This is a genomic window from Aquimarina acroporae (assembly GCF_023195925.1).
Taxonomy (GTDB): Bacteria; Bacteroidota; Bacteroidia; order Flavobacteriales; family Flavobacteriaceae; genus Aquimarina; species Aquimarina acroporae.
The window spans coordinates 149,503-164,034 of record NZ_JALPRE010000013.1 but is presented as its reverse complement, the minus strand read 5'-3'; the positions used below and the strand labels follow the sequence as shown (position 1 = coordinate 164,034).

General features: G+C 35.4%; 8 protein-coding genes. All 8 read right to left on the bottom strand.

Going from position 1 to position 14,532, the window contains the following annotated elements:
- Positions 1-59: 59 nt before the first annotated feature.
- Positions 60-3,884 carry a PorP/SprF family type IX secretion system membrane protein gene (locus tag M0D21_RS19110; protein WP_248332454.1) on the bottom strand — a complete coding sequence of 1,275 codons (3,825 nt, stop codon included), beginning with the start codon at positions 3,882-3,884 and terminating at the stop codon, positions 60-62.
- A 4-nt stretch (positions 3,885-3,888) separates the two neighbouring features.
- A complete protein-coding gene (locus M0D21_RS19105; RefSeq protein WP_248332452.1) occupies positions 3,889-5,940 on the bottom strand; it encodes a T9SS type B sorting domain-containing protein in 2,052 nt (683 codons plus the stop codon).
- Positions 5,941-6,507: 567 nt separating this feature from the next.
- On the bottom strand, positions 6,508-7,041 hold the full coding sequence (locus M0D21_RS19100; protein ID WP_248332450.1) for an OmpH family outer membrane protein: 534 nt from the start codon (positions 7,039-7,041) through the stop codon (positions 6,508-6,510).
- Between the two features lie 230 nt (positions 7,042-7,271).
- Positions 7,272-8,120: a class I SAM-dependent methyltransferase gene (locus tag M0D21_RS19095; protein ID WP_248332448.1), complete on the bottom strand. Its 849-nt coding sequence runs from the start codon at positions 8,118-8,120 to the stop codon at positions 7,272-7,274.
- Positions 8,121-8,351: 231 nt separating this feature from the next.
- Positions 8,352-8,834 (bottom strand): hypothetical protein, encoded by a 483-nt coding sequence (locus M0D21_RS19090; RefSeq protein ID WP_248332446.1) that lies wholly within the window; start codon positions 8,832-8,834, stop codon positions 8,352-8,354.
- Positions 8,831-10,702, bottom strand: a complete 1,872-nt coding sequence (gene mnmG, locus M0D21_RS19085; protein ID WP_248332444.1) for a tRNA uridine-5-carboxymethylaminomethyl(34) synthesis enzyme MnmG — start codon at positions 10,700-10,702, stop codon at positions 8,831-8,833. The genes M0D21_RS19090 and mnmG overlap by 4 nt, the downstream gene beginning before the upstream one ends.
- An 82-nt stretch (positions 10,703-10,784) precedes the next feature.
- Complete coding sequence (ybeY, locus tag M0D21_RS19080) at positions 10,785-11,210, bottom strand: rRNA maturation RNase YbeY (protein WP_248332441.1); 426 nt, start codon at positions 11,208-11,210, stop codon at positions 10,785-10,787.
- A complete protein-coding gene (locus M0D21_RS19075; protein WP_248332440.1) occupies positions 11,203-14,520 on the bottom strand; it encodes a DUF4175 family protein in 3,318 nt (1,105 codons plus the stop codon). The genes ybeY and M0D21_RS19075 overlap by 8 nt, the downstream gene beginning before the upstream one ends.
- Positions 14,521-14,532 lie beyond the last annotated feature (12 nt).

The window sequence follows — 14,532 nt, the reverse complement described above, 5'->3', positions numbered from 1 at the left end:
AGTATTTAGTGTTTTATTTTGGGTCATTATGGTCTTTTCATTCCATTTGGGGTTCGTAATTACTGTACTTTTAAAATATACAGGTCTCCATCATATGAATTGTTCACATTTGAGAACAAACTCTGTTTCGCGTCATCAAGATTATCAAACCTCTTCAGATACACGTAGATATAATTATCTTTTGGGTTTCTGAAGTGTTGAGGTTCAAGTCCTCTGTCTTTCAATCGTTGCATTCCTCTTTCGAAATAATTTTCCCTTTTAAAAATATTTGTAATTAAGTAATATCCATTTTCAATGTTGTGGCCTCCGATATAAGATAAGTTTTCGGTCAATACCGTATCATCTTTCACTGTATCGGTAATTAGGCGAGTTTCTTGTAGTAATCGTTTAAACGATTCTACTCTACTCTTCGCAATATGAAGGATCCACATGTCTCCATAGTATCTGTTGTCGATATTGTTCAAATACTTTTCGGCTGCTTCATCCTTATTGGTATAACTTTCGATAGCTACATATTGGAACTGGTTTTCTGGGTTCACGATTATTTGAGCATCGTTAAATCCAAGGTCTTTCAACGTTCCGGTAAACTTATCGGCATATGTTCCTCCTTTAAATACATTTCCGATTAGGTAATATCCTTCTGGATATCCAGGAATATATTTAGTAGCAAATTGAGCCTCTGGTCTTGTTGCATCTGCGAACTTCACAAACCTATTATTTGCTGAAAGCTTTTTAGAACTAATAGGATCAGATTTTTTAGCTTCATCTGCATCGTCATCCATATTTACAAGTGACTCTAATAATTTGCTAAATCCACGCTTGTCGACATTTAAACTTGTAGTTAATAATGAATCTCTACGCGCAAATATCTTACTAGAAACCCTTGTATTATTATCTAGTTCTTTCTTGATTTCATCTAAACCTTCTTCGTTTTGATCTTGTGCCGCTGCCGCTGCTGCCGCTGCCGCTTGTCTTTGTCTTTCCTCTTCGGCTAGACGGGCTGCTTCAGCCTCTGCCTCTTGCCTTTGTCTTTCTTCTTCTGCTAGACGAGCCGCTTCAGCTTCTTGACGTAATCTCTCTTCCTCAGCTAATCGTGCCGCCTCAGCTTCAAGTTCTGCGATCTTAGCATTCAACTCGTCAGACAAACTTGTTACATCTGCCTGTGGTAAAATATCACTTGATTGTACAATACCTAGTTGATTTTGTAATGCTGGCACATCACCGTTTGCAATAATTTCTCTAGTAGTAGATATTAACTCCTGAACTCTACGTGCTTCTTCTGCTAAACGTTGTTCTTCTGCAACTCTTGCAGCCTCTGCAGCTTCTTGACGTAATCTTTCTTCTTCAGCCAATCGTGCTGCTTCAGCCTCTGCTTCTGCAATCTTAGCATTAAGTTCACCTGTTAAACCACTTACATCGGCTTGTGGAAGAATATCACTAGACTGAATAATATCTAATTGATTTCTTAACGCTGGTAAATCTCCACTCGCAATGATTTCTCTAGTAGTTCTAATCAACTCCTGGATTCTTCTTGCTTCTTCGGCCTGACGATCTGCTTCAGCTTCTTGCTCAGCAATTTTAGTATTCAATTCTGCAGATAATCCAGTTATATCAGCTTGTGGAAGAATTGTACTAGCTTGTACAATATCTAATTGATTTCGTAACGCTGGTAAATCTCCATTTGCAATAATATCTCGGGTAGTGCTAATTAACTCCTCAACCTGACGCGTTTCTTCTGCCTGACGCTGCTCTTCTGCCACACGCGCAGCTTCTTCAGCCTCTTGACGTAATCTTTCTTCTTCTGCAAGGCGAGTAGCCTCTGCTTCAAATTCTGCAATCTTAGCATTTAATTCTGCTGAAAGCCCTGTTATGTCTGCTTGAGGTAGAATCGTACTTCCTTGTACAATATCTAATTGATTTTGCAAGGCTGGTAAATCTCCATTTGCAATAACTTCTCTTGTTGCAGCAATTAGATCCTGAATCTGACGTTCTTCGATCTTTCTGTCAAGTTCTGCTAACAGGCTTTGCTTTTCATCGTTTGGAATAAACTGACTAGATCTCACAAGGTCTGCCTGACTTCTAAGAGAATCTTCATCACCATCGGTAATAACTTCTCTTGTAGTTCTTACTAATTCTTGTAATCTTCTAGCTTCTTCAGCTTTACGTTCTTCTTCTGCCACTCTTGCAGCTTCGGCTTCGGCTTCAGCAACTCTTGCCGCTTCTGCCTCTGCTTCCTGTCTCTGTCTTTCTTGTTCAGCCAACTGAGCTGCTTGTATTTCGGCTTCTTGTCTTTGTCTTTCTTCAGCAGCTAAACGTGCAGTTTCTTCCTCCTGACGTATTCTTTCTTCTTCTGCCAAACGCACTGCAGCTTCTTCTTCGGCTTTTTTCTGTTCCTCTGCAATTCTGGCCTCTTCTTCTTCTTGCTGTTTTGCAGCCTCAGCTTCTCTTTCTGCTTCTTCAGCAGCTATTCTGGCCTCTTCTGTCTCTTGTTCGGTTACTTCGCGCTCTATTTCTTTCTGAGCCGCTAAACGCTCCTCTTCTGCTTTTTGTTCTGCTACCTCAATCTCTAGACGTTTTTGAGCTGCCAAACGTTCCTCTTCTTCTTTCTGCTCTGCAAGTTGACGCTCAAGGTCTCTTTGCGCGGCTAACTCTTCCTGTTGTTTGTTAAGAAGCTTTACTTCTTCTTCACGCTGTAATTCTAATTCTCTTGCCGCTTGCGCCTCTTTTTCTTTGGCTTCGGCAATAGATCTTTCGAGCTCACTCATTGCTCTTTCTTCATTACTCTGAGCCGTTCCTCTTTCGTCTTGAAGTTCTCTTATGATCTTATTTTGCTCAAGAATCTCTTTCTTAAGTCTTCTAATTTCAGAATCGCGTTCTTCATATGCTTTCTGAGAGGTGGTTTTTCTGCCCCCTCTTCTACGTGGTTTTTCTCTTTCGAAATTATACGCTAAACCTATTTCATGAGTAGATCCAAAATCACTAGTATCTCCTAGTCCCATTTCATAGGTATAACCCACAGAAACATTGGAAGTAATGTTTCCTCCAAGACCTAAAGAAGCTCCATAAAAACTATTATATCCGGCTTGTGCCCATCCTAATTCTGGAAACTCAACAATCACATTTCCACCATATCGTAAACTAGAATCAGATTCTGCTTCATCTGCACTGGTGAGCATGTTGGCATAGGCCATACCTCGAATAGTCTTGTCTGACCTTCTTTGCAAACTTGTAGTATACATCACATGCCCTGTAAAAGCCATGTTGTCTGTTAATAATTCACTTGCACTTAGATTGTATGCGGCTAAATTGGCAACAGATACACCCACATCAAACTCTGCATAGTTAAAGTTTACACCGGGCGTTAATACAAAAACAGAACTGTTTTCGAAGTTAAGTACAGTTGGGTCATTTACTTGTACTCCATTGTTTAAGACAATACTCGTTGCAGAATCTATATTAGATTTAAGTCCGCTTTGTGAAAAAGCCAAATTTAACCCGAAGGTAAAATTCATATCTCTATCAAGCTCAATATTGTATGCAAAGTTGGCAATACCTCCGAAATATCTATAGATACCTTCGTTTTGCTGGTGTAAACCAATACCAACCCCTGTTTTCTCATCAAAATTTGCAGTATAATTAATCAAATAGGTTTGAGGATTATCATTAAATCCTGCCCATTGTGTTTTATTATATGCGTTAATCGATCTTTTGTTTTCACGTACTAAAGAAAAGGTTGGGTTAAAGTAAAATCGATTATATTTCACTAAGTTGTGTGTAGGAATGTCTGTAGGAAGCACCCCATAAACCGCGGTACTCTCTTCCTGTCCCTTAACAAGATTAAGGGATAAACAACATAGCGTTACTAGAAGTAATTTTCTGACCATAAAATTATCTCATTACCGTTATCGAACCTTTTCTGATTACGGAGTTGTTTTTCGTTATTATATAATAATATATTGGTTCTTGTCCTGCCGACTTTGAGTTTTCAAAGGGCCAGTTGTTTTGATACGCGACCCCACTAAAATCAACCGTACCAGATCTACTATAAATAGTAACCTCTACATCCTGTTGATTTACCAAAGAATCGGGTAAAAACCAATTATCATTAATGTTATCACCATTTGGTGTTATTATATTTGGAATAATCTCTGTTAACCCTTGAGAACTAACGCTTATTGGACCAAATATATCTTCGCATATTGCTGAAGATATTCTTACAAAATACGTCCCTTCTTCACTTACAATCAAAGTGTTGTTTGTTTCTCCTTCGATTTCAACTTGCTCTCCATCTACTTCTCTTAGCCATTGGTAGGTATATCCAGGGTCACTAGGTACAGAAAGTGTTACAGTTTCTCCTTCGGTAAGTACCAGAGGATCGGCTACAATTTCGGTTCCTGGTGGTATTGGAGCCGACACTAGTTCATTTGAAGGAATATTTTGAAATTCTCCTGTTCTTAAAGTTGCAAATAATCTATATATGTCTCCAATCTCTGAGCTTGATACGGTAATAGAAGTTTCTGTATCACCAGTGGGTATACCATTTCTACGCCACTCGAAAGTAAAGAAGTCAAGTTGTTCTTCGGTAAGTGGTACGCTAAGCCCTACTGTGGTAGTTAAACCTAACATTTCTTTAAGTTCTATGGTAAACGTTTCTGCATCACACGAAATATCTTCCTGAGGTCCTATAACAATTTCAAAACCTGTTGGAGCAAACAATTCTGTTTCAGAAAATAAAAAGCTATTACACGGGTCAAGAGCATCAATTTCTACCCTATATCTACCTACAAACGCTGCTTCAAAAGAAGTTGTTCCTCCTGTTAAAACTCCTTGAGTTTGCGGACTAGTTTCTACAAACCACCTAAATGTACTACCATCTGGAGCATCGGTCATAATCTCCAGATCGATTGTTTGTGTTGGTAAAAGGATTAGATTTTCTGGTAACGGCTGAGTAATCGAAGACCCCTCGTTTATTACCGTAACAGATGCAATGTTATTTTGATCTAGAGAGCAGTCTTCACTTACATTGATATTCAGCCCATATACGCCAGCAAACTCATTGTCTGGTAAGGTAATCGTTGGCCCTACTTCTCCTTCGATAGGTTCGTCATCTTTAAACCACTGATAAGTATATCTTGGGTCTATTAGGCTAGATTGCAGCACCTTTGTCTCGTTTGGACAAAACGCAAAATCACCCATCGGGTCTGCATTCTCTATAAACGCCGTAGACACATCTATTAAAGATACGTCTACTCTGTTGGTTTCTTCGAAGGTGAAAAAGTTTTGACAATTGCCCAGTGGTATCCTGGCAAAATACGTACCGACCTCGGTAACGACCAAGCTCGGAGATGATTCTCCCACAATGAGGGCTCCGTCTTTAAACCATTCCCACTCAAAAGTATCGGCAGGAACAGGGTTGTCATCGAGATCTTCTAATCTAATGGTTAGTGTTTTGGTAAATGAACTTACGTTACATAAAACAACGTCTTGACGTTCATTTAAAAATAGGTCTAAATCGTTTCTAAAGAAATGTAGTGCGGTGTCGTCTGACAATGCACTTGTAATCGTAGGATCTGCAGTTGTACTTACTATTCTAAATCTATAAGTATCGCTGTTGGCGTCTTGGGGTATGGCAAAATCTTCGAACCTAATTTCTTGCTCTGAAGCTGTCCCGTTATTAGGACCTGTTACTCTAGCCAATTCTTGTGGGTTGTCAAAATTACCATCGGGATCAGAAAGCTCAAGGACAAATTCATTGTCAGAAGGAAGCGCATCCCCTGGAGAGAGTGGTGCAATGACAGTAAAGGAGTTAAAAGATAAATCGGCACAAGCAGCAAAATCCTGAAGTTCAGGAGCCCCTATAGTTCTTTGCGCCAATAGTTCACTGCAATGAATGAACGATAGCGTGCAGATAAGCAATATTAGGTTAAGTTTATTTCTCATGATATCACACTTTATTTATTGGGTGGATATACGCATATCAACTCAGCGATTTGGGGCGCTTGTTAATAATATTGTTAATATATTTTTTACCAAGTCATAAAATTATAAATTAAATATTTATATCAAACGAAAATTTTAATTTTTTTTGTAATAATTTTCTGACTCGTTATGGTTTACCCCATTCGTTATAATTATAAATAGTTCTTGAAATTCTCTATAATATACATAATTTTTTGCTAATCAACATGTTGTAGTACTGTAATACCCCTTCTAATCCTATGTAAAAACACTAAAATTTCCCCATTTTTTTGCTCTAAAAGGAACTAAAAAACAGAAAAATTAATAAAAATAGTGCAATTTCTCGGATAATTCTGGCACTCATAGCATTCAGAAAAAGGCATTTTTTTTCGATAAAGTGTAAAAATTTTAATAGAAATATTTGTTAAAAAGACTTCATTAATACCTTAAAAATCGATGTGATAATCTGCATCAGCTTAGTAATTTACAGCACAAAAAAAACTCCATTTTAAAACGTTAAAATGGAGCTTAAAAAATCTTTAGATTCTACTACTTTTCTTCACTGGTTGAAGCCGCTTCTTCACCATTTAATTGCTTAAGAATTTCGTCTGTAAGATCTAGTTCTTCTTTACCATATAAAATGTTACTTACCTCAGTATCACCATATATATAGGTATATCCGTTGTTCTTTCCGTAATCGTGGATAAAGTCCTTTACTTTATTGATTATAGAATCAATTTCTTCTTGACTTCCTTTTTGAATTTCCTGCATTTTTGTTTGCTGCTCTCTTTGTAAAAGCTGCTGTTTCGTCATTAAATCCTGTTCTTTTTTCTCTCTACCTGATTGTGACATAGAATTTTTAACATTCTGATATCCCTGTACCTCGATTTGAAACTGTTTTGCCTTTTCCTCAAGCTCAGCTCTAACTTCATTGTTCTTTTTCGTCCACTTTTCTTGAGCTGCTTTCATTTCTTTAAAATCGGAAACAACTTTGGTGTTATTTACATAACCTGTTTTTTCTATTTGTTGATTGCACGATGTTAAAATCAAAACTGCACTTGCAATCCATAAAATTTTTTTCATGTTTCAAAATTTAGTTCTGGGCAAAAATATCAAACTTCAGTTGATGTCTTTGCTATATATGTTTAAAAATACATTATATAATAAAAAACAATAGTTTTTTTAGTTGTCATATAAAAAACTTATTAAAACACACTTAAAATAAGCCGTTTTAAGCGCTTTTTGTAAAAAACTGATATAGATATAGCGAAAAGACTATTAAAAAACAGTAGAAATCCCTAAAATGGAAAATATTACTTTTTAAGCACATATATATGTGAAGAAAACTCTTTTGATTGCCTCGCTTTCATATTTGACCAAAAACCAATAGTAAAAGCTTTAAAAAAGTTCATTTTTTTTGTTTTATACTTTTCGGAAAGTAGAGAGACATAAAATGAATCAAACTTCATTGGAAGCGTTTTTACTAAAATAATATTTTCTTCAGCAAAAAGTGTTTCGATAGATGTTCTTGAAAAATGCCATAAATGCCTTGGCACATCATAAGCTGCCCAAAATGATTTATAATATTTTGCATCATAGGACTTATAATTAGGAACAGCAATTATAATATGGCCATTAGGTTTCAAAAGTCGTTTTAATTCCTGTATCTGATCTTTTAAGTTGGGTATGTGTTCTAAAACATGCCACATCGTAATAACATCGAAAGTAGAATCACCAAACTCTTTGGAGTTATCTTTTAAAAGTATTCCCTTTTTACGAGCTAATTCTTTGGCATGCTTATTTGGTTCTGTTCCTTCTACCAACCAATTTTCTTTTTTTGCAGTAGCCAAAAAATCACCAGTACCAGAACCAACATCTAATAGCGTTCCAGTACCTCTATTCAATTTTGTGATTAATTTTACTTTTTGACCTAAAGCATATGATTTTACCCATTGGTACATTTTTTCAAAAAGAGATCGTTTACCATCGGTATGAGAAATGTAATCTTCACTCTCATAATATTTACCTAGGTCTTCAATTTTTGGTGTGGGAGAAGTGACCAACATATCATACGGCTTGTCGTAAACCAAATGAAAAGTTTCACCACTAACGGTGTGATCTATACATTTTACGAAAACATCTTCGATTACTTCTTCTTTCACTCTTGTAATTTTAATAGTAAACTAATTTTAATCCAAAGAACCTATTCCACTACTTCGTTCTTTAATATATAAATTTATGACCCACTTGCCCGGTAATATGAGATTATCATTCTTTTTCTTAGAGTGGTTCTAAAACCTTTGGCAATTGTACATAAAAAAGAAAAATAAATTTTGTTTTATCTTTAAATTTTAATCAAGGCTTATTGCGGTTATATGATGTTCCACGTGGAACTATTCCTTTGTAGCATCATGAACTTCGACATCTAGCATCTCACCCAACTCATTTGCCATTTGTAAAGCCCTCTCATAATTTTCGGTTTTATATAGTGTAAAATGTTTATTTCCTGTAAAAAAACGAATCACAACGCTCTCTTGTCTTTCTTGTGTTCCGATAGCCGCAATTGTTCCCCACTCGTTATCTAAACTAAAAGATGCCGAAAACACAGATATATAATCTGGAAACGCTACACTTAATTTTGTTTTAAAAAAAGGAAGTCCAAAAATGGCAAAGACTTTTTTGTTTTCAAAATTCTCCTTAATTCTATACGAAACAGAAAAGCCATTGATTAGCACCATACATACAAAGAAAATAATTCTTGTTTGCAACGGTTCAGTTCCAAAAAGTAAAAACGCTGCGGCAACACATAAAATGATCCCAGAAAGTATTTTTCCTTTAAGCGGTTTTTCTTGTTTAAAAAGTATATTTTTTGTCATCGACCCATATACACTAAAAGAACAGAAATATCACTTGGAGACACTCCACTAATTCTTGAGGCTTGAGAAATTGTAGCAGGTCTAATCTTAGACATTTTTTCACAAGCTTCAAAAGAAAGAGATTTCAACTTTGTATAATCAAAGTTTTTCGGAATCTTAATATCTTCTAAGCGGTTTAGTTTATCTGCATTGTTTTTCTCTTTTTCTATATACCCAGAATATTTGACCTGAATTTCGGTTTGTTCTAAAATTTCTTTATCAAGATTATGTTCTTCTATATAGGCTTCAACTTTCTTAAATTTCCTAACATCTTCTAATGCTATTTGCGGTCTTGCAAAAAGTTTAAACATTTTACCGCTCTGTTTTACAGGAGTAGAATTTTTTGATTCTAAAACAGGATTTGCTTCTTCTGGAGCAACACTAGTATCTTTAAAAAACTGAACAAAATCAACCGCCTTTTTTTGCTTCTCTTCCATTCTATCCATTCTCTCTTTTGAAGCTAATCCTATTTCAAAAGATTTAGGTGTTAATCGAAAATCTGCATTATCTTGTCTAAGCAGTGTTCTATATTCTGCTCTTGAGGTAAACATTCTATAAGGCTCTTCTGTTCCTTTGGTAATTAAATCATCTATAAGAACACCTATATAGGCCTCATTTCTTTTTAGTATAAATGGATCTTGTTCTTTAACTTTTAACGCTGCGTTTATTCCAGCGATTAAACCTTGAGAAGCTGCCTCTTCATATCCTGTGGTTCCATTAATTTGACCAGCAAAAAACAAACCAGATATCAACTTCGTTTCCAACGTGTGTGTTAATTGTGTTGGAGGAAAATAATCATATTCGATAGCGTATCCTGGTCTAAAGAATTTAACGTTTTCAAATCCAACTACAGACCTCAATGCTTTAAATTGAACATCTTCTGGTAGCGATGTAGAAAATCCGTTTACATAAACCTCAACCGTATTCCAGCCCTCAGGCTCTACAAACAATTGATGTCTTTCTTTATCTGCAAACCTGTTTATTTTATCTTCTATAGAAGGACAATATCTTGGACCAATACTTTTAATTCTTCCATTAAACATTGGAGAACGATCAAAACCCTCACGAAGTAAATCATGAACCAAAGTAGACGTATATGTCATGTGACAAGATCGTTGTTTGGTTAACGGACGAGTAACATCAGAATAACTAAACTTCTCTGGAGAATCATCACCAGGTTGCTCAATCATTTTTGAATAATCTAAGGATCTTCCATCTACCCTTGGTGGCGTTCCTGTTTTCATTCTTCCAGAATCAAAACCAAAACCAATGAGCTCCTCAGTGATTCCGGTCGCTGCTCTTTCTCCTGCTCTTCCGCCTCCAAATTGTTTCTCACCAATATGAATTAATCCATTCAAAAAAGTACCATTGGTCAAGACCACACTCTTTGCTTTTATCTCAATTCCGAGAGATGTTTTTACACCAACAATCTTTTCATTTTCTACAATCAAACCACTCACCATTTCCTGATAAAAATCAAGATTAGGTGTTTGCTCCAAGAGCAACCTCCATTCCTCTGCAAAACGCATTCTGTCGCTCTGCACCCTTGGGCTCCACATTGCAGGGCCTTTGGACTTATTCAACATTTTAAATTGAATCGCGGTACGATCACTCACAATACCACTATAACCTCCCAAGGCATCAATCTCTCTTACGATTTGTCCTTTTGCAATTCCTCCCATAGCGGGATTACAACTCATTTGTGCAATATTCTGCAAGTTCATTGTTATCAACAACGTGCTACATCCCAAATTTGCGGCTGACGCCGCAGCTTCACTTCCGGCGTGCCCTGCACCAACCACGATTACATCATACTCCTTTTCAAACATAATTTATCCTATTGTTCCACGTGGAACATTAAACTTTCTTGTTAAAAAATTTTGTTCCACGTGGAACAAAATTTAAAACCCATCAATGTTCCACGTGGAACATCGCTAATTTTTCATCTTCTTTTTGCCTCATTAGTTCTGCTTCATTATCCGTTTTATCCTTATATCCGCACAAATGCAAAACACCATGAACTATGACTCTTCTCATCTCTTCGTCTTCTAACACCCCAAACGTTGATGCATTTTCTACCACCCTTTCGTGGGAGATAAAAATGTCTCCACCTAATAAATTGCCCAACGTATTATCAAAACTAATAATATCGGTATAGGTATCATGGTTTAAAAATTTTTGATTTATTTCCAACAAATAGTCATCGTCACAAAAAATGAAATTAATCTCCCCAAGTTTTTTCTCTTCAGATTTTATAACAGCATTTAACCAAGTTACTATCCTATTTTCATCTATAGAGACATTCCTTTCTTTAGTTTCTTTGAAAAAATTAATCATTATCCTTATTGAAATACTTCTGTACTTTTTGCTTATAATTTTGCCGCAAAGGTAATACTTGTCTGTTTAATATTTCAGTAGTATTGAAATATTGTTTAGCGTTCTCTAAAAGCTTCGTGTTCTCATTATCAAACTGAGTCTGGTTGGTTTTACTTTCTCTTCTTTCTTCCTCGCCTTGTTCAAAAGTAGCGTCCTCCAACTTCAATAATTGATGTTTTAAATCTAACATCTTTGATAGTGTATTACTATTAAAACCCTTCTCCAATAATTCCTGTTCTACCTGCTCCATTCGTTTTAGTAAACCACTACCCAAACCTTTATCCAAGCCCTCCTTTTTAATCTTATCCTGTAATGCATTTCTTAGCTCCTGCTGCTGTTTGTATATTTCATACAACTCCCCATTCAAATATTCTTGCTGTTGTTCAAATTCACCATCTCCTACTTTGCTTCCTCCGTCTTGATTCTTTCCTTTTTTATCTCCCTTCTTGTCCCCTTTTTCACCTTGCTTACCTTCTTTGTTTTCACCTTCACCATCTTGATTCTGCTGACCATTTTTTTGACCCTGCTTTTGACCTTTCTCCATTCCTTTCTTCATTTCTTCATTCAACTCTTCCTGCTTCTTAATTATGTCTGGTAATTGAAATTCATTGTTTCCTTTTTTTCCTTTACCCGATGCCGACATACTATTTTGCATTTGGTCTAATGTTCGGCTTAGCAAGTATGCCAAATCATTTGATCCTGTTACTGTGTACTGTTGATTTGCAGTTCCCTGAACAACTTGGTTTTCTGCCAACCTTTCTAATGACTTATCAATATTAAATTCGATATCTGTTAACTTCTTTGTAACCATTTCTGTGATCTGTGGTGTTCGCATAGCAAGCGCATACAGACTATCATCTACATGAATAAAGTTCTCCCGAAGTACACTCTGTCTTTTTAGCTTATTCGAGTATGACGGATCATCTATATCTATTCCTTTAAAATCTTTCATTAACGCTTCTTGCTCAATAGAAAAATCTACCAAATTATCAAGCACTTGTCTTAGCATTTCCATATCCTCCTGTTGCTGTTCTCCACTTGCCATTTGCATTTGCATTTGCATAGAGTTACTCATCTCTTTCATTTTTTGTGCAGCACTTTTCTGATTCTTCTTTGCGTCAGATTTATCTTCCTTTTCTAAGTTTTCACTAGCCTTCTTTTGTTCGTCTTGTATCTTTTTTTCATCATCTTTTTTCTGATCCAAATTCATTGGTTTTTTCAGATCCTCATTCGCCTTTCGTAACTCCTCCATCTCTTTTTGAAATTCCTCAAACTCTTTGTTCAGCTCTTCTTGTTTTTCTTTGGTGTTCTCACTATCATTCTTTTCTGAAAGTTCCTCCTGCTTCTTGCTTAAATCATCTAATTTTTGAGCTAATTTTTCATGCTTCTCAGCGACATAATATCTTTTGGTGAGCTCTAACAGCTGTTCCAAGTTTTTCTTTGCATTCTTATTTTCCTTTCCTAACTCCTCCAGCTTTTTCGTTAATTCCTCCTTCTGAATTTTGTCTGCTAACCTTTCTATTTCCTCTAGAAGCTTTTCATTCTTTTTTAATCTTTCTTCGTTTCTTTCTAACCTTTCTTTTAGAGCATCTTTGAATGGTTCTTCTTCGTTCTTCTTTTCAAATTGATCAAGGTTGTCTTTGAGCTTTTTTGAAAAATCCCGCATCATATCTTCCTGCCTTTTTTGTCTTTTCAAAAAGTCATTGAGCTTCTTTTTATCATTAAAGTCCAATCTTTTTTTCTCCTTCTGAAGTTTACTCAGTGACTGTAATTCTTTCTCTTGATTTTTAAACTTATCAAGAGATTTATTTAAGCCAGAAATAGCCTCATTCTGTTTTTTTAATAATTCATTCTCTCTCTCCTCTTCTGTAAGTTTTCTAAAATTGAAGACTTGACTTTTTGTGCTTTTATAATTGTGTATTACATCATTATCAAACACCTCAAAATAGAATTCATAATCCTTACCATCTACCAAATTTAAACCACTAGGAAAAGCATATATAAACTCATCAAAAACAGAAGTATTTATCGAAATATTTTCAAACTTTCTGTCCTCTGTTTCCATATCATAATACACCAAACGAAGTTTACTCAATCCATAATCGTCACTTATTCTTCCGAAAAAATACATCGTATTATTATCTATTGTATCTTTTTCAGATTTCAAATTTAACTCAGGATATTGATCTTTTATCACGTTAAGATTGAAGGACAAATTATCGTAGTTCTTTACTTCGTTGTTTGATGTTGTGATTTCATAATCCAGATTGTTGTAAACATTCATGCCATACTTAAATACACCTTCGTCATCTTGAAAATTAATAACACTGTCTTTTGTTCGTATGTCTACACGTTGTGTGTTACGTGTATTCACCAACCACTCCACTTTTGTTCCCTCAGGAATTGTAGCGTTCCCAGAACTTTTTAATACTTCATCCTTTTTACCCGTATAGCCTGGATAGTCCAGTTTCATTTCAAAATTCAATAACGCAGGCACTGGAACTATATTCAGGGTAAAAGAATTTGTGCTAATATTATTAGCAGTGAGCACAAATTCAACAGACTCCTTAGGTTGTACGAACGTATATTCAAATTCACCTATAGATGTACTTTTCAGAAAATATATTTCATCTTCATATTCTATTGTTACAGTCTCAGGAATAACATCTCCCGTTGTTTTTACCTTAAGTATATAATCCTTATTCTCAAAACTCTCTAACTTATCATTCTCAATAAGAAATTGAAAAGGAGCTGGTGGTTCATAAGCTACCTCATAATTTACTACCCTTTTATAACTATCAGAAATCCAATTTAATCTATTAATTATCAATAGAACTAAAAATATAGTTAATGGAACTGCGGCATATTTCAAATACTTAAGATTACTCTTAAAATTAATTGCCAACCTAAACGGAACAGGTTTTAATTGTGAAGACTTTTGTTCTATACTAGCTAGCAATAAATCAGATTCATTACTACTATTATTAAGTTGTAATAAATTCAATAACTTGTCATCTACCTCAGGGAAATGATTACCGATAATTTTGGATGCTTCCTCAAAATTTATTCCTTTAGTTAATTTGAAAAGCTTAGCCATAGGAACCAAAATTAGCCTTATGAATAGACCCAACTCTACCACTATGAATAACCAAAATAAAATAGTTCTACCTATCGTGTTTAACCACAAAAAATATTCTACAACTACTGTAAGTAAAAAATAAATCAAACCGATAGCAACAAAAAGAATCACTCCTTTTATAAGTTCGTTCATATAAAACTTCCT